Source organism: Micromonospora xinjiangensis, from assembly GCF_056150165.1.
Window position 1 is genome coordinate 106,465 of the sequence record NZ_JAXCFO010000011.1, and the last position, 19,424, is coordinate 125,888.

The following is a 19,424-nucleotide window of genomic DNA, read 5'->3' on the forward strand; positions in this document are numbered from 1 at the left end:
GGGCCGTCGGCCCAGCTCAGAGCGGGTCGTCGCGGCCCAGCTCCCAGAACGCCACGGCCGCCGCGGCGGCCACGTTGAGCGAGTCGACGCCGCGGCGCATCGGGATCACCACCCGGACGTCGGAGGCGTCCATCGCGGCCCGGGTCAGCCCCGCGCCCTCGGCGCCGAGCAGCAGCGCCGCCCGGGCCCGCTGCCCCGCGTCCAGGCGCTGGATCGGCACCGCGTCCGGGGCCGGCGTCATCGCCAGCACGGTGAAACCGGCCGCCCGGACCTCGGCCAGCCCGCTCGGCCAGGGCTCCAGCCGGGCGTACGGCACGGCGAAGACCTCCCCCATGCTGACCCGGACGCTGCGCCGGTAGAGCGGGTCGGCGCAGGACGGGGAGAGCAGCACCGCGTCCACCCCGAGCGCGGCGGCGCCCCGGAAGACGGCGCCGAGGTTCGTGTGGTTGTTGACGTCCTCGAGGATCACCACCCGGCGCGCGGTGGCCAGCACCTCGGCGGCGGCGGGCAGCGGCCGGCGCCGGAAGGACGCGAGCACGCCCCGGTGCACGTGGAAGCCGGTCGCCCGGTGCAGCACCTCCTGGCTCGCCGCGTAGACCGGCGCGTCGCCGGTGTCCAGGTCGGCGAGCTGGTCGACGCGCTTGGCGTCGATCAGGTACGACCGCGCCGGGTAGCCGGCCCGCAGCGCCCGCCGCAGCACCAGCTCCCCCTCGGCGATGAACAGACCGTGCGGGGGCTCCCAGCGCGTACGCAGCTCGACGTCGGTCAGCGCGCGGTAGTCGGCGATCCGCTCGTCGTCCGGGTCGGTGATCTCGTGGACGGGCACCCGCCGATTCTGCCGGACGCGCCGCGGGGGCGGACGGGCCACCGGTGGCCACCGGTCGGGACACGGCTTGAGCCAACCGGGAGGCGACGGCTAGCATCGACGGGCGCGGATGAATGGGTGACGGGCCGGATCACGCGAGCGGCAGGGCAACCGGGGCTGCCCGCAGGCCGGGTGCGACGCGGATGGGCAGCGTCGGGCCGGGGCCACAGCCAGTCGTTCCCATCCCGGAAGGCACTCAGATGAGCAACCCCCCGGTCCGTCCGGACCGACCGACCCCCCGCCGGCGCGCGGCACGCCGCCTGGCGCTCGTCCTCACCACGACCGGCGCCCTCGTGGCCGGCGGCACGATCGCCCTCGCGCCCCAGGCCAGCGCCGGCACCACCCTCGCGGCGTCGGCCGCCGAGCGCGGCCGCTACTTCGGCGCGGCGGTGGCGGCCAACAAGCTCTCCGACGCCACCTACGTCGGCATCCTCAACCGCGAGTTCGACTCGGTCACCCCCGAGAACGAGATGAAGTGGGACGCGACCGAGCCGTCGCAGAACACCTTCACGTTCGCCAACGCCGACCGCATCGTCAACCACGCCCAGAGCAACGGGCAGCGGGTCCGGGGCCACGCGCTGGCCTGGCACTCGCAGCAGCCCGGCTGGGTGCAGAGCCTCAGCGGCAGCGCGCTGCGCGCGGCGATGGTCAACCACATCACCCGGGTGGCGAGCTACTACCGGGGCAAGATCCATTCGTGGGACGTGGTGAACGAGGCGTTCGCGGACGGCGGCAGCGGCGCCCGGCGCGACTCGAACCTCCAGCGCACCGGCAACGACTGGATCGAGGTGGCGTTCCGCACCGCGCGGGCCGCCGACCCGGGCGCGAAGCTCTGCTACAACGACTACAACACCGACGGACAGAACGCGAAGAGCAACGCGGTCTACGCGATGGTCAGCGACTTCAAGGCGCGTGGCGTACCGATCGACTGCGTCGGCTTCCAGTCGCACTTCAACGCGCAGAGCCCGGTCCCCGCCGACTACCAGGCCAACCTCCAGCGCTTCGCCGACCTGGGGGTCGAGGTGCAGATCACCGAGCTGGACATCGAGGGCTCGGGCACGGCCCAGGCGGAGAACTACGCGCGGGTGGTCAACGCCTGCCTCGCGGTCGCCCGCTGCACGGGCATCACCGTCTGGGGCATCCGGGACAGCGACTCGTGGCGGGCGGGTGGCACGCCACTGCTCTTCGATGCCGCCGGCAACAAGAAGCCCGCATACACCGCGACGCTGAACGCCCTCAACGGCGGCGGCACGCCGCCACCGACCACCACCCCGCCGCCGACGGGCGCCGGCTGCTCCGCGTCGGTCACGCTCAACGCCTGGAACGGCGGTTTCGTGGCGACCGTGCGGGTCACGGCGGGCGCGGCCGGCACGAACGGCTGGACCGTGGGGCTGACGCTGCCCGCCGGGGCGAACCTGGTCAACACCTGGAACGCCACGCCGAGCGCGTCGAGCGGCGCCGTGCAGTTCGCCAACGTCGGCTACAACGGCCGGCTCGCCGCCGGGCAGAGCACCGAGTTCGGTTTCCAGGCTACCGGCAGCCCGGGCACCCTCACCCCCGCCTGCGCCGCACGCTGACCACGCTGGCGCCGGTGCGGCGGTCTCCCCCGCCGCACCGGCGCCTCGGCGCGTTCACTCCGCCCGCCGGTAACGCAGCAGCACCGAGCGGGAGTCGAAGGTGCGGGTCTGCACGAGGCGCAGCCCGAGCCGGTCCGGGTGCAGGAACACCGGCTGGCCGCCGCCGAGCACCACCGGGTGTACGACGATCAGATACTCCTCGATCAGGCCGAGCGCGGTCAGCGCCGAGGCGAGGTTCGACCCGCCGGTGAGCAGCAGGTCCCCGCCGGGCTCCGCCCTGAGGGCGGTGATCTCGGCGGCGAGGTCGCCCCAGCCGACCACGCGGGCGCCCTCGGCGACCTCGGAGAGCGTCCGGGACACGACGACCTTCGGCGTCTTCGCCCAGATCGGGGCGAAGGCGAGGTCGTGCGGATCCGTCGACATCGACTCGGCGCGCGGCCAGTAGAAGGACATCAGCTCCCAGACGCGCCGGCCGTAGAGGAACGCGCCGGCCCGCTCGCTGAGCTCCAGGGAGTACGCCGAGAGCTCCGGCCCCATCTCCGGCCAGTCGAACTCGCCGTTCGGCCCGTGGATGTAGCCGTCGACGGACTGGTGCACCCAGTAGACGATCTCGCGCATGGCGGTTGCTCCTCCGGTGCGGTACGCCCCCGCTGGGCGTCTCTCGCCCGGTGGTCGGAGCCACGCGACCGGATCCGACACCGCGACCGACTTTTTTCGGGAACCGCCCGAGGGCGGGTCGGGAGCCAGCCCCCCGACCCGCCCTCGGCGGTCAGCCGCGCCGGTCGAGCCAACGCTCCAGCAGCGACCCGGGGTCGTCGCCGCGCGGACGGTCGTCGCCGCGGTCCGGCTGGGCCGGCGGCCGCTGCACCGGCCGGCGCGGGTCGCCCACCAACTCGCGGCTGGGGGCCGCGAAGCCCTTCTCCGGCTTGCCCTGGACCGCGGTCCCGATCACGTGCGCCACGGCGTCGATCACCCTGCTCTGCACCGCCGACCCCACCGAGTCGGTCGGGTCGTCGGGGTTCGCGGCGATGCCGGCGACCGCGACCTGCGGGGTGAAGCCGACGAACGTCTCGGTGGCGTTCTCCTCCGAGCTGCCCGTCTTGCCGGCCACCGGGCGGCCGTCGAGGATGTCGTTCACCGAGGTGGCCGTGCCGCCGTTGCACTGCCCGAACGCCGACTGCTGGCCGACCGGGCAGCGCGCCGCGTCCGTGGCGGCCCGGGCCACGTCCGCGTCGAGCACCCGCTTGCAGGACGGGTCGGCGACCGCCACCTTCTCGCCGTTCGGGGCGGTCACCGAGTTCACCGGCAGCGGTGCGCAGTACACGCCCTCGGCGGCCACGGCGGCGTACGCGTTCGCCAGGTCGAGCGGGGTGGTGGCGGCGACACCGAGGGTGAACGACCCCCAGTTGGACGCGTTCTCCTTCGCGAACCGGGCGTCGGCATCGGCCCGGAACGTGATGCCGAGCCGCTGCGCCATCTCGACCACCTTGTCCTGGCCGACCTGTTCCGCCAGCCAGACGAAGTACGTGTTGACGGAGCGGCCGAAGCCGTCCCACATCATGCGGTAGCCGTCCATCCACTCCGGGTTGGCGTTGGCCGGGCACCAGTGACCGTCGCAGCTGCCCGCCCCCTGGGCGGGATACCGGGTGGGCAGCTTGGCCGGCGCGTCGAACCCCGTGGAGAGCGGGCGGCCCGACTCGAGCGCGGCGAGCATGGTGAAGAGCTTGAAGGTCGAGCCGGCCTGGTAGCCGTCGACGCCGCCCCCGCCGGAGATCAGCGGATTCACCGTGTTCGGGTGGTTCTCCTGCCCGTTCGGGTTCGCGGCGAGGCTGTAGTGCCGGTTCACGGCCATCGCCAGCACCCGGCCGGTGCCCGGCTCCACGGCGGCGATCGGCAGGGCCCGCTTGTTGCCGTAGCCGTACACCTCGGTCGCCTGCTCCTGGGCGGTGGCCTGGATCTTCGGGTCCAGGGAGGTGACGACCGTGTAACCGCCCCGGCGCAGCGCCTGCTCCCGCTCCTCGACGGTGCTGCCGAACGCCGGCTGGTTCAGCCACCAGCGGCGCAGGTAGTCACAGAAGAAGCCCCAGTCGTCGTGCCCCTGGGCGACGGCGGCGCACCCGTTGGGCTGCTGGGTCGGGTGCAGCCGCAGCTTCTCCGCCTTCGCCTGGGCCGCCTGCTGCGCGGTGATCGCGCCGGTCTCGACCATCGAGTCGAGCACGTACGCCCGGCGGCTCAGCGCCGCGCCCGGGTCGTTGTCGATCGGGCTGTACGCCTCCGGCGACTGCACGAGGCCGGCGAGCAGGGCCGCCTCGGCGAGGGTCAGCTGCGCGGGCTCCTTGCCGAAGTACCGCTGGCTGGCCGCCGCCACGCCATACGCGCCCGAGCCGAAGTAGGCGATGTTCAGGTACCGGTTGAGGATCTCGTCCTTGCTCAGCGACTGCTCCAGCGCCGAGGCGTACCGGATCTCCTGGACCTTGCGGCCCACGGTCTGGTCGGTGGCCGCCTGCCGCTCCTCGGCGGTGCGGCTCGGGTCGGTCTTCAGCACGTTACGGACGTACTGCATGGTCAGCGTCGAACCGCCCTGCTCGGTGCCGCCGCCCTTGACGTTCGCGACCAGCGCACGGAGCAGCCCGCGCAGGTCGGCGCCGCCGTGCGAGTAGAACCGCCGGTCCTCGGCCGCCACGATCGCCTGGCGCATCACCGGGGCGATCTCCGACAGGGGCACGTCCGTCCGGTTCACGTCGTAGAACGTGGTGATCAGGGTCTTGCCGTCGTTCGCGTAGATGTAGGAACGCTGCGGCGTCGCCGGGGTGCGGAGCACGTCCGGCAACGCCGCGTACGCCCCGAGCGCCGACCGGGTGACCACGCCGAGCAGCAGGTTGCCGGGGAGTGCGGCCACCGCGAGGACGAGGCCGGCCAGCACTCCGGCGAGCAGCACGGTGAACAGCCGCGAGAGCGGCGAGCGGACAGGGGCCATGGTCCCCAGGATTGCCACGAATGCCACCAACCGACCAGGTCCGGAGCCGGTTTGTCAGCAACTTCACCGCGCCTCCCCAGCAATCCCCCAGCCCTCTGCCCCTTCCCCGGGCCCTCTCGCCCGGTGATCAAGAGGTCTGCGTCAGGCGGTGGGCGAATTCTGACGGAAGCCTCTTGATCACCGGCGGCGAAGGAGGACCGGGGGTCAGGCTGGGGAGGGGCCGCCGGGGGTGGCGGGGGGTGGGGTCGCGGTGGCGACGCTGGCCGAGGCGGCGTCGCGGACGATCTCCCGGGGCACGAGCCGGCCCGAGCGGTAGCCGATACCGATCCCGGCGATCAGCACGAAGATCGCGCCGAAGGTCTGCAACGACCCGACCAGGGCACCGCCGAGGCCGAGCAGCGGCGCGGCGATCATCAGCATGACCCCGTCGCCCATGCTGAAGGTCCCGGAGCGGGCCACCGCCCAACCGGTGAGAAACCACCCGATGCTGTAGAAGGTCGCGCCCACCAGCACCAGCGTCCGGGCGGTCGTGCCGAAGACCGGCGTCTGCTCCTCCAGTCCCGCGAAGGGAAGCATCAGCACCGTGCCGGCGATGCTCACCAGCAGCCCGGCGGCGGCTCCCCGACGACTGCGCGTGGCGGCGAGCAGACCGGTGAGCGCCAGCAGGGCGAGCAGGCCGAGCCAGACCGCGGCCACCCAGCCGACCAGGTACAGCGGCCGGCCGTCGGCCGGGTACGGGTCGTTGCCCACCCCGCCGTCGCTGGCCATCGCCACCACGCCGTAGCAGACGGCGTACGCGGGCAGCAGCCATACCGCGGCGCGGGCGAACCGGCGCACCGACCACGCCCAACTGGCGTTGGTCGCCGGCGCCGACGTCGTCGGCTCGACGAAGGGCAGCACGCCGAAGCCACCACCGGTACGCCGGGTGCCCAGCGGCGCGGCGGGATCGTGCGCCCCGGTCACCGGGGCCGAGGACCAAATCCGGTTCGCCGGATCCTTCATGCGCCACCTCGCTCCTGCACGAGCGGTGCGAGACGCGCCGGGGCGCCCCGATGCCTGGTCACCACCCGTCCTCGGACCGATCGTGGCAGGCACCGGAGCGCCCCATGAGTTTTTCTCGTATTTGGCTCCGGAGGGCCGGCCGGCCCGCCCGGCAGCCCCGACCGGATCAGCCGCGCTCGCGCTGGTCGGCCGGATCCTCGACCAGGCTCGTCGGCGAGACCGGCTCCGGTGCGGGCAGGCCCTTCGGCGCACCCCCGGTGGCCTGCGCCTCGGCGACGCGTACCTCGTCGTGGATCTCCTGAGCGGCGCTGGCGGCGGCCTGCGCCGCCTCGGCGGCCTCGCGCTCGACCTCGCCGGCGCCCTTGCTGGCCTCCGGCGACGGCGCGTCACCGACCATGCCGGCCAGCCCGCCCAGCGCCCCGCCCATGCCCTCCAGAGCCTTGGTCAGCTCGGCCGGGACGATCCACACCTTGTTGGCGGAGCCGTTGGCGATCTGCGGCAGCGCCTGGAGGTACTGGTACGCGAGCACCTTCTGGCTCGGGTTGGCCTGGTGGATCGCGTCGAAGACCGTCCGGATCGCCTTGGCCTGGCCCTCCGCCTGGAGGATCCGGGCCTGCCGGTCACCGTCGGCCCGGAGCACCGCCGCCTGCTTCTCACCCTCGGCGGTGAGGATCTGCGACTGCTTGAGACCCTCGGCGTTGAGGATCGCCGCCCGCCGGTCCCGCTCGGCGCGCATCTGCTTCTCCATCGAGTCGCGGATGCTCGGCGGCGGCTCGATCGCCTTGATCTCCACGCGGGTGACCTTGATGCCCCACCGGCCGGTCGTCTCGTCCAGTACCCCGGAGAGGTGCCGGTTGATCTCCTCGCGGCTGGTCAGCGCCCGCTCCAGGTCGAGCGAGCCGATGACGTTGCGCAGCGTGGTGACGGTCAACTGCTCGATGGCCTGAAGGAAGTTGGAGATCTCGTACGTGGCGCGGACCGAGTCGACCACCTTGAAGTAGAGCACCGTGTCGATCGACACGACCAGGTTGTCGGAGGTGATCACCGGCTGCGGCGGGAAGCTGACGACCTGCTCGCGCATGTCGACCTTCGTCCGCACCGCGTCGATGAACGGCACCAGCAGGTTGAGCCCCGGGTTGAGGGTCCGCTTGTACTTGCCCAGACGCTCCACCACGTCCTGGCGTTGCTGCGGCACGATCCGCACCGCCTTGGCCAGCGTCACCACCGCGATCAACGCCACGGCGATCACCAGCACGGTTATCGCTGTCATCCCGTTCACCCTCTCGCTTCCGGCAGCTCGCCGCCGGACGAAACGTCGTCCTGCCACACCAGGGCGGTCGCGCCCCGGACCTTGATCACCCGCACCCGTTGACCGGGCGCGAACGTCTGCGTCGCGTCGTACGCCCGGGCGGTCCACAGCTCACCGTCGATCTTGACGAGGCCGTGCTCGCTGTCCACCCGTTCCAGCACCAGCGCGCTGGAACCCTCGATCGCCTCCACCCCGAAGGGCTGCTCACCGCTCTCCAGCGCCGACCGCCGGTGCCGCCGGATCACCGGCCGGACCAGCGCCACGGTGAGCGCGGAGACCCCCGCGAAGACCAACCCCTGCACGAGGGTCGGCGCGCCGAGCGCCGCCGCGGCCGCGGCGGCGAACGCGCCGGCCGCGAACATGATCAGGAACAGCGTCGTCGTGAAGATCTCGGCGATCGCCAGCAGCACACCCAACACGATCCACAGCACGGCGTCCACCCCACGATCGTGACACGCAAATGCACGCGCGGCCGCCCCGCGATGATCAGTAAGCTCGGGCGACGCCGCTTCGGCCCGGCACCCGCCCCCGCACCGAGGAGATCCGCCCGTGTCCCTGCTGCCCGGCACCGCCCGTCAGGTCGACCTCCTGGTCGCGCAGGCACAGTCCGCGGGGCGTACGCCCTCGCTCGTGATGGGCGTGGTCCGCGACGGCGCGCTGGCGCACCTGGCCACCGCCGGCGAGCATCCCCGGCCGGACGCCGACCTGCAGTACCGGATCGGCTCGATCAGCAAGACCATGACCGCCACGCTGGTCATGCGGGAGCGCGACGCCGGCCGGCTGGCCCTGGACGACCCGCTGGAGAAGCACCTGCCGGGCACCGGCGTCGGCACGCTCTCCCTGCGGCAGCTCCTCGGGCACGCCAGCGGCCTGCAACGCGAGCCGGAGGGCGAGTGGTGGGAACGCGCCGAGGGGGCCGATCTCGCGCACCTGCTGGCCGGCGTGAGCGCCGCCAAGATCGCTTACCCGGCCCACCGGTCGTACCACTACTCGAACCTCGCGTACGGGCTGCTCGGCGGCGTGCTGGAACGGATCACCGGGACGTCCTGGGCGGACCTGCTGCGGGAGCGGATCCTCGCCCCGCTGGGCATGCCCCGCACCACGTACGCCCCCACCGAGCCGTTCGCCCCCGGGTACGTGGTGCACCCGTGGCACGGCACGCTGCGCGAGGAGCCGCGCACCGACACCGGCGCCATGGCCCCGGCCGGGCAGCTCTGGTCGACGGTCGAGGACCTGGCGCGCTGGGCGGCGTTCCTCGCCGACCCGACGCCCGAGGTGCTCGCTCCCGACACCCTCACCGAGATGTGCGCGCCCGTGGTGATCAGCGACCTCGACTCGTGGACCGGCGGGCACGGCCTCGGGCTGGAGCTCTACCGCGACGGCGACCGGGTGTACGTCGGGCATGGCGGCTCGATGCCCGGCTACGTGGCCGCGCTCGCCGTGCACCGCCCCAGCCGCACCGCCGTGGTCGGCTTCGCCAACGCGTACGGTTTCGGCATCGGCGGCCTCGGGCGGCGGATCCTCACCGCGGTGCTCGACAGCGAGCCCCCGCTCCCCCGCGCCTGGCGGGGGGGGGGCCCCGCCGCCGCCCCCGCGGGGGGCGGGGGGGGGGGGCCGGGCCGCTGGTGGTGGATGGGCGTACCCCTCGATGTCAGCTGGGACGCCGCCGCCGGGGAACTCGTCGTGCTCATGCGCGGCGAGCGGGTGAACCGGTTCGTCGCCGACGGGCCGGACCGCTGGCGGGGCGTCTCCGGCCCGGAGCACGGCGAGATCCTGTCGGTGCTGCGCGACGGTACGGGCCGCGCGACGCGGCTCGACCTCGCCACGTTCCTCTTCTCCCGCGACCCCGACGAAGCCCCCTGACGAGCCGGCCCGGCCGGGCGACGCCGCGGGCCCGCCCCGCGGGCATCCGGGGTCAGGCCGGTTCGGTCACGAAGTCGATCAGGCGCTCCATCGCGTTGATCAGCGGGGTCTCCACGTCGGCGAAGCTGTTCACCCGGGACAGGATGTGCCGCCACATGTCGCCCGGGTCCGCCACACCGAGCGCCGCGCAGACCCCCTCCTTCCAGGGTCGGCCGGGCGGCACCACGGGCCAGGCCTCGATGCCGAGCGCGGCCGGCTTGACCGCCTGCCACACGTCGACGTACGGGTGGCCGGTCACCAGCACGTGCGGCGAGGTCACCTTCGCCACGATGCGGCTCTCCTTGGAGCCCGGGACCAGGTGGTCGACGAGCACGCCGAGTCGCCGCCCCGGCCCCGGGGAGAACGCGCGCACCTCGGCGTCGAGGGCGTCGATGCCGTCCAGCGGCTCCACCACCACGCCCTCGATCCGCAGGTCGTCGCCCCAGATCCGCTCGACCAGCGCGGCGTCGTGCACCCCCTCCACCCAGATCCGGCTCGCCTTGGCCACCTGCGCCTTCACCCCGTCCAGGGCGACCGAGCCGGAGGCGGTGCGGCGACGGGGCGCCGGGGCCGGGACGCGGACCGGGCGGCGCAGCGTCACCGGCTGCCCGTCGAGCAGGAACGCGGCGGGCAGCAGCGGGAAGTTGCGGCGCCGGCCGTGCCGGTCCTCCAGCACCACCGCGCCGGCCTCGAAACCCACCACGGCGCCGCAGAACCCGGAGTCGGCGTCCTCGACCACCAGGTCCGGCTCGGCGTCCACCTCGGGGGTCACCCTGCGCCGCCGCCAGTCGCCCGCCAACACGTCACCCTCGTACCGCCCGGCCATGTGGATCACGCTAACCGCCGGTCGGCCCACCGACACGCCGACACACCGCCGCCGCGCCCCGGCCGGTCGACCACCCCCGTCGGACGAAGAGCGCGAAACGGTGCCGACCGCCCGGGACCACTGCGTGGTCGGCGGGAACCGACGGGTGGGGACGGAGACGGCGAAGCGGGCAGTTCGGCGCAGGCCACGCCGCCGGGCCGGCAGTCGAGACACAGCCCGTGGTGACCACGTACCCTTTCGGCATGTCCACCCCCGCAACGGGCGCGGCGACGCTGGCGCCCCGCCGGTCGAGCCGGTTCGTTGCCTGGGTACGCGCGTGGCGCGCCGGGCTGGTGCCCTTCGACGAGGTCGCCGACGCGATCGCCGGCGACGAGGAGCACCTGGTCGCCGACGCCCCCGGCACCTGGACCGACGTCCCGCTGGGCGAGGCGCTGCCCACCCTGGCGAAGCTCTCGCCCGACGAGATCCGCCTCGTGCTGCCCGCGCCCGGCGACCCGCGCGGGCTGCCCGGCCCCGGCGACTTCGCCGGCGCCGCGCTCGACGTCGGCGAGGCGGTGGTGGCCGGCGGCCTCGGCCTGATCCCGCAGGTCCGCACGCACACCTCGGGCTCCGGCGACATGTTCGAGACGGTGCTCTGGCGGGTCTACCCGCTGCCCGCCAACGCGCCGGCGGCCTCGCTCGTGCTGCCCGGCGCCGCCGAGGCGGAGGCCGAGCTGGCCGCCGCGCTGGCCGAGACGACCGCCGCGCTGACCCGCCTCGACGTAGCCCAGTGGCGGCCCGAGCTGGCCGGCGCGCTGGAGGCGCTGCGCCGCCCCGACGGCGCCACCGACCTGCCGCCCGGGTTCGATCCGCGGGCCCGCCGGCTCTTCGCCCGCGCCGCCGTACTGGACCGGGTGCTCGCCCTGGCCGGGCACGCCGCGCCCGGTGGCGCGATCAACAACTACGAGGCGCAGCAGCGCGACGCCGCGCTGCGCCCGCTGACCACCGCGTGCCGGCAGGCCCTGGTCGCGGCCTGCAACGCCCCGCTGCGGCCCTGAGCAGGGCCGCGACGGAGAGGCGTCGCCCTGGCCCCGGCCGCGGGCGAGGTGCTCGTGCCCGGGTGGGCGCTCGCGGTGGTCCGCCGGTCGCGCCGGCGCGGCGCTGGCCCGCCCCGGTCAGAGCTCGTCGATCAGGTCCGCCACCGACTCGACGATGCGCGACGGCCGGTACGGGTAGCGCTCGGCCTCGGCCCGGGTGCTGATGCCGGTCAGCACCAGGATCGTCTCCAGCCCGGCCTCCAGGCCGCACAGGATGTCGGTGTCCATCCGGTCGCCGATCATGGCGGTGCTCTCCGAGTGCGCGTTGATGGTGTTCAACGCCGAGCGCATCATCATCGGGTTCGGCTTGCCGACGAAGTACGGCTCCACGCCGGTCGCCTTCGAGATCATCGCCGCCACCGAACCGGCGGCGGGCAGCGCGCCCTCGACGGACGGCCCCGTCACGTCCGGGTTCGTGCAGATGAAGCGCGCCCCGTCGTTGATCAACCGGATGGCCTTGGTGATCGCCTCGAAGCTGTAGGTGCGGGTCTCGCCGAGCACCACGTAGTCGGGCGCGTAGTCGGTGAGCACGTAGCCGACCGCGTGCAGCGCCGTGGTGAGGCCGGCCTCACCGATGACGTACGCGGTGCCGCCCGGCCGCTGGTCGGCGAGGAACTGGGCGGTGGCCAGCGCCGACGACCAGATCGCCTCCTCCGGCACGTCCAGCCCCATCCGGCTGAGCCGGGCCTGCAGGTCCCGGGGGGTGTAGATCGAGTTGTTGGTGAGCACCAGGAACGGCTTGCCGGAGGCGCGCAGCCGCTTGACGAACTCCGGCGCACCGGGCACGGGTTGGCCCTCGTGCACCAGCACACCGTCCATGTCGGTGAGCCAGCTCTGCACGGGCTTGCGGTCAAGCATCGGTGCTCCCAGGGGTGATGGTCGGAGTCGGGGTCAGGGTCAGGGTCAGGGTCGTCGGGGCGGCACGCAGCAGACCGCCGGGCAGGTGTCCCAGAGGGGCAGCTCGCCGAGGCGCCGGCGCAGCCGTGCCCCGTCCGGGTCGGTCCGCTCGGTGACCAGCTCGCGGACCATCGCCACGAACCGGGGATCGGTGCCGGGGGTGCCCGCCCGGACGAAGTCGAGGCCGAGCTGCTTGGCCGTCTGCCGCGCCTCGGTGTCCAGGTCCCAGACCACCTCCAGGTGGTCGGAGACGAACCCGATGGGGCTGACCACCACGCCGGTGACGCCGCTCTCGGCGAGCACGGCCAGGTGGTCGTTGACGTCCGGCTCCAGCCACGGCACCTGGGGCGGGCCGGAGCGGCTCTGCCAGACCAGGTCGTACTCCAGGTCGGGCGCGGCGGCCGCGGCCACGAGGCGGGCGGTCTCGCGCAGCTGCGCCTCGTAGCGGCCGCCGTGCGGGCCGGCGCTCGCGGCCATCGAGACGGGGATCGAGTGGGCGGTGAACACCAGCCGGGTCGTGGCGCGCCGGGCGGCGTCGAGCTGACCGAGCGCGGCGCGCACCGCGTCGGCGTGCGGTTCGACGAACCCGGGGTGGTCCCAGAACTGGCGCAGCTTCTCGATCACGGGGGCGTCCGGGCCCACCGCCGCCCGAGCGGCGGCGATGTCCTCCTGGTACTGCCGGCAGGACGAGTAGCCGCCGTACGCGCTGGTGACGAACGCCAGCGCCTCGGTCACCCCGTCGTCGCGCATCTGCGTGACGGTGTCGGCGAGCATCGGGTGCCAGTTGCGGTTGCCCCAGTAGACCGGCAGGTCGATGCCGTTGGCGGCGAAGTCCGCCCGGATCGCCGCGAGCAGGTCACGGTGCTGCTGGTTGATCGGGGAGACCCCGCCGAAGTGCTGGTAGTGCTCGGCGACCTCGGCCAGCCGCTCCGGCGGCACGCCGCGGCCCCGGGTGACGTTCTGCAGGAACGGCACCACGTCCTCGGGCCGCTCCGGCCCGCCGAAGCCCACCAGCACCACCGCGTCGTACGCCATGGCCTCATTCTCCCCCGGCGACCTTGACGGCTCGGCGACGGCCCCGGATCCCGAGGCGTCGGCCACCCGGGCGGGCCCCCGCCGAGGGCAGGGGCCCCTCCGCGCCGGTCGGTCAGGCGCCGACGGCGTGGTAGCCGCCGTCGACGTGCACGATCTCGCCGGTGGTGGCCGGGAACCAGTCGGAGAGCAGCGCGAGGCAGGCACGCGCGGCCGGCTCCTGGTCGGTGAGGTTCCACCCGAGCGGGGCGCGCTCGGTCCAGGCGTCCTCGAACTGCTCGAACCCGGGGATCGACTTCGCGGCCATCGTGCGCAGCGGGCCGGCGGCCACCAGGTTGCTGCGGATGCCCTGCTTGCCGAGGTGCATCGCGAGGTACCGGGAGACGGACTCCAGCCCGGCCTTCGCCACGCCCATCCAGTCGTAGACCGGCCACGCCTGCTTGGCGTCGAAGGTGAGCCCCACCACGGCGCCGCCCGGGGACATCAGCGGCAGCGCGGCGATGGCCAGCGACTTGTACGAGTACGTCGACACGTGCAGGGCGGTGGAGACGTCCTCCCACGAGGCGTCCAGGAAGCCACCGCCGAGGCAGCTCTGCGGGGCGAAGCCGATCGAGTGGACCACGCCGTCGAGGCCGTCGACGTGCTCGCGCACCTTGTCGGCGAGCCCCGCGAGGTGCTCCGGGTTGGTCACGTCCAGTTCGATCACCGGGGCGGCCTCGGGCAGCCGCTTGGCGATCCGCTCCACCAGGGAGAGGCGCCCGTAGCCGGTCAGTACGACCTGCGCCCCGTTCTCCTGGGCGAGCTTCGCCACCGAGAAGGCGATCGAGGCGTCGGTGATGACGCCGGTGACCAGCAGCCGCTTACCGGCCAGCAGTCCGGACATGCCGGGGTTCCTCCGTCCTGTGTGGTGATCCGCGTCAGTGGCCCATGCCCAGGCCGCCGTCGACCGGGATGACGGCGCCGGAGATGTAGCCGGCGCTCTCCCCGGCCAACCAGGCGACGACCGCGGCGACCTCGTCCGGGCTGGCCATCCGGCCCGCCGGGATCGACTTGAGGATCTCCGCCTTGCGGTCGTCGGACAGCACGGCCGTCATGTCGGTCTCGATGAAGCCGGGCGCGACGACGTTGGCGGTGATGTTGCGGCTGCCCAGCTCACGGGCGATCGAGCGGGCCACCCCCACCAGCCCGGCCTTGCTGGCCGCGTAGTTGACCTGGCCGGCGCCGCCGGAGAGGCCGACCACCGACGAGATGAAGATCATGCGGCCCCACCGGGCCCGCAGCATCTTGGTCGAGGCGCGCTTGGCGCAGCGGAAGGCACCGGTGAGGTTGGTGTCCAGCACGCGGGTGAACTGCTCCTCCGACATCCGCAGCAGCAGGGTGTCGTCGGTGATGCCGGCGTTGGCGACCAGCACCTCGACCGGCCCCAGCTCGGCCTCGATGGCGGAGAAGCCGGCGTCGACCGACTCGGCGTCGGTGACGTCGCAGCGCACGCCGAAGAGACCCTCCGGAGCCTCGCCGCTGCGGTAGGTGACCGCCACCCGGTCGCCCTGCTTGGCGAAGGCCTGCGCGATGGCCAGGCCGATCCCGCGGTTACCTCCGGTAACCAGCACAGTTCGAGACACCGTGGTTCCTTCCCAAAGATCGCTGCGGTTTGGAGACTAGGCGTTACCGCACGGTAATCACTAACCAGGCCCACGTCATACCGTGGTACGCACCACTGGATCACGCTCCGGTGGCACGACCCGCGCGCCGCACCGAACTACTGTGCGGGTGATGGACCGCACTCCCGTCCGTGCCGCCCGGGCGGCGCTGCGCCGCGTCGCGGCCGGGCCGGACTATCCCCCGGTCCGGTCGCCCCTGCGCCGGTGGCCGCGGGTGGCCGCCGTCGCCTCGACCGTCGGGCTGCTCGCGCTGATCGGGCTGACCCTGATCACCGCGCAGTTCCTGATCGACGCGCGGAAGCTGCCGGTCGCCACCGCCTGGCTGATCGCGGTGCTCACCGTCGCACCGCTGCCGCTCCTGCTCGCCCGACCGCTCTGGGCCTGGCGGATCATGTTCGTCGGGCAGCTCTTCGGCACGTTCAACCGCCGGCCCACGGACGACTGGCCGTGGAGCCCCACGCAGGTCCTGGTGATCCTCGTCGTCCTGGCCACCGTCGCCGCGCGGGTCGACCGTGCCGTCCTGGTCTGGATCGGACTGTTCAGCCTCCTCCCGGTCTGGATCTTCGTCCCACCGGCCAACCAGGTCGGCATCACCCTGCTGTTCACGGTGCTGCTCGTCCTCGCCGACCTGGTGCACCGCAACGTGCTCACCCGCCGGGCGCTGGTGGCACAGGCCGAACGGACCGAGTTGGAGCAGGCCCGACGGGCGGTGCTGGAGGAGCGGACGAGGATCGCGCGGGAACTGCACGACGTGGTCGCCCACCACATGTCGATGATCGCCGTGCAGGCCGAGACCGCGCCGTACCGGCTCGGTGACGTGCCGGCACCGGCGCGGGAGGAGTTCGCCGCCATCGCCGGCTCCGCGCGCGCCGCCCTGACCGACATGCGGCGGCTGCTCGGGGTGCTGCGCAGCGAGTCCGAACAGACCGCCACCGCCCCGCAGCCCGGCCTGGCGGAGCTGCCCGCGCTGGTCGACTCGGCCCGCCGGGCCGGCATGGCGGTGACCCTGCGCACCGACGCGCCCGCCGACCTGCCGGCCCCGGTCGGGCTGGCGGCGTACCGGATCGTGCAGGAGAGCCTGGCCAACGCCGCCCGGCACGCCGCCGGCGCCCGCGTCGGAGTCACGCTGGACGCCGGCGCCGGCACGCTGGCCGTCCGGGTGGTCAACGACGGTACGGGCACGCCGGGGCCGCTCGGCCGCGGCGGCGGGCACGGGCTGACCGGCATGCGGGAACGCGCGGTGGCCCTCGGCGGTACCTTCACCGCCGGGCCGACCGACGACGGCGGCTACGCGGTCGAGGCGCGGCTGCCCTGCGACGGAGAGGACGTGAGGTCGTGATCCGGGTGTTGATCGCCGACGACCAGGCGATGGTGCGCGCCGGGTTCGGCGCGCTGCTGGCCGCCCAGCCGGACCTGGTCGTCGTCGGCGACGCCGCGGACGGCGCCCAGGCGGTCACCGCGGCCCGCGAGCTGGACCCCGACGTGGTGCTCATGGACGTCCGCATGCCGGTGATGGACGGGCTGGCCGCCACCCGCAAGCTGCTGGGCGACCGGCCCGCGCAGCGGCCCCGGGTGCTGATCCTCACCACCTTCGACCTCGACGACTACGTCTACGAGGCGCTGCGCGCCGGGGCGAGCGGCTTCCTGCTCAAGGACGCGCCGGCCGCCGACCTGGTGCACGCCGTGCGCGTGGTGGCCGCCGGCGACGCGCTGCTCGCCCCCGCGGTCACCCGCCGGCTGATCGCCGAGTTCGCGGCCCGGCCGGAGCGGCACCGCCCCCGGCCCACCGAACTCGCCGCGCTGACCCCACGGGAGACCGAGGTGCTGCGGCTCATCGCCCGCGGCCGGTCCAACCAGGAGATCGCCGCCGACCTGGTGGTCGCGGAGCAGACCGTGAAGACGCACGTCGGCCGCATCCTCACGAAGCTGCACCTGCGCGACCGGGCGCAGGCCGTGGTGCTGGCGTACGAGACGGGTCTGGTCGCGGCCGGCGAGTAGCCCCGGGGCGGCAGCGCCCAGATCACTCCCCGGTGTGACGCCCGCACCCGGGTGCGCGTCGCACGCTCTCCCACCGGAGATCCGGAAGGGAGGACGCGATGCGCTGGAGAGGTGCCACCCGGGCGAGCCTGGCCGTGCTGCTGGGCGCCGGACTGGTCCTGCCCGGCCGCCCCGAACCCCCGGCGGCCGGGTTCGTCGAGGCGTACCCGGTCACGGCGGCGGCGATGCGCGCGGCCGGCCCGCCGTACGCGGACTGGGCCGCCCGGGGCCGTCGGTTCCTGCTGTTCGACCCGCGCGGCGACGGCCGCGCGGTGGAGGTGCTGGGCGACCTCGCCACGGCCGACCGGATCGTGGTGCTGGTGCCCGGCGTGGCGAGCACGTTGCGCGACTTCGACCGCGGGCTGGGTGGGGTGGCCCGGCGCGCCCCGGCGGTGCAGGCCCGCGCGCTGTACGCGGCGCTGCGGGCCGCGGACCCGCGGGCGCGGGTGGCCGTGCTGGTCTGGCTCGGCTACGACGCGCCGGACGGTCTCCTCACCGCCGCCGGGACGGCCGACGCCCGCCGGGGCGCCGCCGCGCTGCGCGGGACGCTGTGGGTCCTCGCGGCGCACCGCCCGTCGGCGACGGTGACCCTCGTCGGGCACAGCTACGGCTCGCTGGTCACCGGCCTCGCCGCGACCGGGGCGCCGGCGCAGGTGACCGACGTGGTGGCGCTCGGCGGGATCGGGACGGGGGTCGACCGGGCATCGGCGCTCGGCCCGGCACGCCGGGCGTGGGCGGCGGAGGCGCCGGACGACTGGATCCGCCGGGTGCCGCAGGTGCGGCTGCCGGGCCTCGGCCACGGCCGGCGCCCCGCCGATCCCGCCTTCGGGGCACGCGCCCTGCCGGTGGCCGGCGTGCACGGGCACGACGGCTACCTCGTTGCGGGCAGCGTGACGCTGGCCGCCGTCGCGTCGCTCGTGCTCACCGGGACCGCCGACCCGGCCGTCGCGCCGGCCGGCACCGGGGTGGCCCGGTGACCCGGGACTGGCCGGTCGACGCGCTGCGGGCGTACGCGGTGGCCGGTGTGGTGCTCGGGCACTGGTTGGTGACCGGGCTGGTGCTCGCGCCCGACGGGTCGCTCGACCAGGCCAGCCCACTCGCCGCGATGCCCGCCCTGGCGCCGGTCACCTGGCTGTTGCAGACGCTCGGGCTGTTCTTCTTCACCGCCGGGTACGCCTCGGCCCGCTCGGCCGCCCGGTACGGCGGTGGTCCCGGCGGCTGGCTGGCCCGCCGCCTGGGTCGGCTGGTCCTGCCGGCTGTCGCGCTGCTCGGTAGCGGCGCCGCCGTGCTGCTGGTGGCGACGGTGGCGGGCACCCCGGACGGCACGCTCGCCGTCGCGCTGACCCTGGCCGTGAGCCCGCTGTGGTTCCTGCTGCCGCTCTGCGCCCTGGTGGCGTTGACGGGTCCGCTGCGCGCGGCCGTACGCCGCTTCGGCCCGTGGTGGTGCGTGGCGCCGGCGGCGGCGGTGGTCGCCGGGGCGGACCTGGTCGCCCGGTTGCTGCCGGAGGCGGACGGGCTGCTGCCGATCCGCCTGCTGGCCGCCTGGGCGGTGCCCTACCTGCTCGGGGCGGCCCACGCCGACGGCCGGCTCGTCGGGCGGCGCCCCGCGGCCGTGCTGGCGGTCGGTGGCGCGGCGGCCCTCGCCGTCCTGGTCGCGACCGGCTATCCGGCCAGCGCCGTCGGGGTGCCCGGAGCGGCGATGTCCAACCTGAACCCGCCGTCGCTGCTCGCGGTCGCCCTGGCGGCGACCCAGGTCGGGCTGGGCCTGCTCGCGCGCCCGGCGCTGGCACGGCTCGCGCGGCGGCCGGGCCCCGCCCGGGCGGTCGGCGTCGTCAACCGGGACGCGCTGCGCATCTACCTCTGCCACCAGCCGGTGCTCGTCGGGGTGACGGCGCTCGCCGTGCACGCGGGCGGCCCGCTGCCCGGCCTGCACACCGCGCCGCACGACCCCGGCTGGCTGCTGGCCCGCGCCGGCTGGCTGCCGCTGTTCGCACTGGTCCTGGCGGCGCTGGTGCACCGGCGTCCAAGCGGGCCCGCCGCGTGCGAGCGATCCGGGGCCCCGGTGTACGATGTTGGTCGTTCCGAGCCCCGCCGACTGCAGGAGGTGATCGCTGTGCGAGATAGCGATCCTCCCAGTCGTGGCCGGGCCGATCGTCAGCCCCGCTGAGCCACGGCTCCAGCAGGTGAGCTGACCCAGCTCCGCTCCCGCGCGATCCCGCCCCCGGCTTCCGGCCGGGGGTCGTGGTGTGTGCCGCGCTCGTCC

18 protein-coding genes are annotated in these 19,424 nt (G+C 74.4%); 7 read left to right on the plus strand and 11 right to left on the minus strand.

All coding sequences use genetic code 11. From position 1 onward, the window contains the following. Positions 1 to 16: 16 nt before the first annotated feature. Complete coding sequence (locus SM573_RS28220) at positions 17 to 868, minus strand: TrmH family RNA methyltransferase (RefSeq protein ID WP_474614454.1); 852 nt, start codon at positions 866 to 868, stop codon at positions 17 to 19. Between the two features lie 197 nt (positions 869 to 1,065). Here SM573_RS28220 and SM573_RS28225 point away from each other — a divergent pair, with 197 nt between their 5' ends. Continuing rightward, on the plus strand, positions 1,066 to 2,442 hold the full coding sequence (locus SM573_RS28225; protein WP_474614455.1) for a glycoside hydrolase family 10 protein: 1,377 nt from the start codon (positions 1,066 to 1,068) through the stop codon (positions 2,440 to 2,442). A 54-nt stretch (positions 2,443 to 2,496) separates the two neighbouring features. Here SM573_RS28225 and SM573_RS28230 read toward each other — a convergent pair whose 3' ends face one another. The 5 genes from SM573_RS28230 to SM573_RS28250 all read right to left on the minus strand — a co-directional run bounded on the left by SM573_RS28230 (position 2,497) and on the right by SM573_RS28250 (position 8,170). Next, positions 2,497 to 3,060, minus strand: a complete 564-nt coding sequence (locus tag SM573_RS28230) for a dihydrofolate reductase family protein (protein WP_474617431.1) — start codon at positions 3,058 to 3,060, stop codon at positions 2,497 to 2,499. A gap of 151 nt (positions 3,061 to 3,211) precedes the next feature. Beyond that, positions 3,212 to 5,419 (minus strand): transglycosylase domain-containing protein, encoded by a 2,208-nt coding sequence (locus SM573_RS28235; protein ID WP_474617432.1) that lies wholly within the window; start codon positions 5,417 to 5,419, stop codon positions 3,212 to 3,214. A gap of 204 nt (positions 5,420 to 5,623) precedes the next feature. Then, positions 5,624 to 6,421: a hypothetical protein gene (locus SM573_RS28240; RefSeq protein WP_474614458.1), complete on the minus strand. Its 798-nt coding sequence runs from the start codon at positions 6,419 to 6,421 to the stop codon at positions 5,624 to 5,626. A gap of 166 nt (positions 6,422 to 6,587) precedes the next feature. Then, positions 6,588 to 7,691 (minus strand): SPFH domain-containing protein, encoded by a 1,104-nt coding sequence (locus tag SM573_RS28245; RefSeq protein ID WP_474614459.1) that lies wholly within the window; start codon positions 7,689 to 7,691, stop codon positions 6,588 to 6,590. Positions 7,692 to 7,696: 5 nt separating this feature from the next. Further along, a complete protein-coding gene (locus tag SM573_RS28250) occupies positions 7,697 to 8,170 on the minus strand; it encodes an NfeD family protein (RefSeq protein ID WP_474614460.1) in 474 nt (157 codons plus the stop codon). A gap of 109 nt (positions 8,171 to 8,279) precedes the next feature. Here SM573_RS28250 and SM573_RS28255 point away from each other — a divergent pair, with 109 nt between their 5' ends. After that, positions 8,280 to 9,593, plus strand: coding sequence for a serine hydrolase domain-containing protein (locus SM573_RS28255; RefSeq protein WP_474617433.1), 1,314 nt, complete (start codon positions 8,280 to 8,282; stop codon positions 9,591 to 9,593). A gap of 52 nt (positions 9,594 to 9,645) precedes the next feature. Here the strand turns inward: SM573_RS28255 and SM573_RS28260 are convergent, their stop codons facing one another. After that, a complete protein-coding gene (locus SM573_RS28260) occupies positions 9,646 to 10,458 on the minus strand; it encodes a DUF3097 domain-containing protein (protein ID WP_474617434.1) in 813 nt (270 codons plus the stop codon). 242 nt (positions 10,459 to 10,700) lie between these two features. On the opposite strand from SM573_RS28260, the gene SM573_RS28265 reads away from it, so the two are divergent. Then, entirely contained in the window at positions 10,701 to 11,495 is a 795-nt protein-coding gene (locus tag SM573_RS28265) for a hypothetical protein (RefSeq protein WP_474617435.1), read from the plus strand. Between the two features lie 117 nt (positions 11,496 to 11,612). Here the strand turns inward: SM573_RS28265 and SM573_RS28270 are convergent, their stop codons facing one another. The 4 genes from SM573_RS28270 to SM573_RS28285 form a co-directional block, all read right to left on the minus strand. After that, on the minus strand, positions 11,613 to 12,392 hold the full coding sequence (locus tag SM573_RS28270; protein WP_474614464.1) for an HAD-IIA family hydrolase: 780 nt from the start codon (positions 12,390 to 12,392) through the stop codon (positions 11,613 to 11,615). Between the two features lie 45 nt (positions 12,393 to 12,437). After that, positions 12,438 to 13,466 (minus strand): ferrochelatase, encoded by a 1,029-nt coding sequence (locus SM573_RS28275; RefSeq protein ID WP_474617436.1) that lies wholly within the window; start codon positions 13,464 to 13,466, stop codon positions 12,438 to 12,440. 112 nt (positions 13,467 to 13,578) lie between these two features. Continuing rightward, complete coding sequence (gene fabI / locus SM573_RS28280; RefSeq protein ID WP_474617437.1) at positions 13,579 to 14,346, minus strand: enoyl-ACP reductase FabI; 768 nt, start codon at positions 14,344 to 14,346, stop codon at positions 13,579 to 13,581. A 34-nt stretch (positions 14,347 to 14,380) separates the two neighbouring features. Then, positions 14,381 to 15,085, minus strand: a complete 705-nt coding sequence (locus SM573_RS28285; protein ID WP_474614467.1) for a beta-ketoacyl-ACP reductase — start codon at positions 15,083 to 15,085, stop codon at positions 14,381 to 14,383. Between the two features lie 151 nt (positions 15,086 to 15,236). On the opposite strand from SM573_RS28285, the gene SM573_RS28290 reads away from it, so the two are divergent. The 4 genes from SM573_RS28290 to SM573_RS28305 all read left to right on the plus strand — a co-directional run bounded on the left by SM573_RS28290 (position 15,237) and on the right by SM573_RS28305 (position 19,328). Further along, entirely contained in the window at positions 15,237 to 16,463 is a 1,227-nt protein-coding gene (locus tag SM573_RS28290; protein ID WP_474614468.1) for a sensor histidine kinase, read from the plus strand. Beyond that, positions 16,460 to 17,122: a response regulator gene (locus SM573_RS28295; RefSeq protein ID WP_474614469.1), complete on the plus strand. Its 663-nt coding sequence runs from the start codon at positions 16,460 to 16,462 to the stop codon at positions 17,120 to 17,122. The genes SM573_RS28290 and SM573_RS28295 overlap by 4 nt, the downstream gene beginning before the upstream one ends. A gap of 98 nt (positions 17,123 to 17,220) precedes the next feature. Continuing rightward, positions 17,221 to 18,138 carry an alpha/beta hydrolase gene (locus SM573_RS28300; protein WP_474617438.1) on the plus strand — a complete coding sequence of 306 codons (918 nt, stop codon included), beginning with the start codon at positions 17,221 to 17,223 and terminating at the stop codon, positions 18,136 to 18,138. Continuing rightward, positions 18,135 to 19,328, plus strand: coding sequence for an acyltransferase family protein (locus tag SM573_RS28305; RefSeq protein WP_474617439.1), 1,194 nt, complete (start codon positions 18,135 to 18,137; stop codon positions 19,326 to 19,328). Before SM573_RS28300 ends, SM573_RS28305 begins: the two co-directional genes overlap by 4 nt. The last annotated feature ends 96 nt before the right edge of the window (positions 19,329 to 19,424 follow it).

Coding starts and splice junctions, on each gene's coding strand:
- SM573_RS28225 (WP_474614455.1), top strand. CDS start 1,066: ATGAGCAACCCCCCGGTCCGTCCGGACCGACCGACCCCCCGCCGGCGC.
- SM573_RS28230 (WP_474617431.1), bottom strand. CDS start 3,060: ATGCGCGAGATCGTCTACTGGGTGCACCAGTCCGTCGACGGCTACATC.
- SM573_RS28235 (WP_474617432.1), bottom strand. CDS start 5,419: ATGGCCCCTGTCCGCTCGCCGCTCTCGCGGCTGTTCACCGTGCTGCTC.
- SM573_RS28240 (WP_474614458.1), bottom strand. CDS start 6,421: ATGAAGGATCCGGCGAACCGGATTTGGTCCTCGGCCCCGGTGACCGGG.
- SM573_RS28245 (WP_474614459.1), bottom strand. CDS start 7,691: ATGACAGCGATAACCGTGCTGGTGATCGCCGTGGCGTTGATCGCGGTG.
- SM573_RS28260 (WP_474617434.1), bottom strand. CDS start 10,458: ATGGCCGGGCGGTACGAGGGTGACGTGTTGGCGGGCGACTGGCGGCGG.
- SM573_RS28265 (WP_474617435.1), top strand. CDS start 10,701: ATGTCCACCCCCGCAACGGGCGCGGCGACGCTGGCGCCCCGCCGGTCG.
- SM573_RS28270 (WP_474614464.1), bottom strand. CDS start 12,392: ATGCTTGACCGCAAGCCCGTGCAGAGCTGGCTCACCGACATGGACGGT.
- SM573_RS28275 (WP_474617436.1), bottom strand. CDS start 13,466: ATGGCGTACGACGCGGTGGTGCTGGTGGGCTTCGGCGGGCCGGAGCGG.
- fabI (WP_474617437.1), bottom strand. CDS start 14,346: ATGTCCGGACTGCTGGCCGGTAAGCGGCTGCTGGTCACCGGCGTCATC.
- SM573_RS28290 (WP_474614468.1), top strand. CDS start 15,237: ATGGACCGCACTCCCGTCCGTGCCGCCCGGGCGGCGCTGCGCCGCGTC.
- SM573_RS28300 (WP_474617438.1), top strand. CDS start 17,221: ATGCGCTGGAGAGGTGCCACCCGGGCGAGCCTGGCCGTGCTGCTGGGC.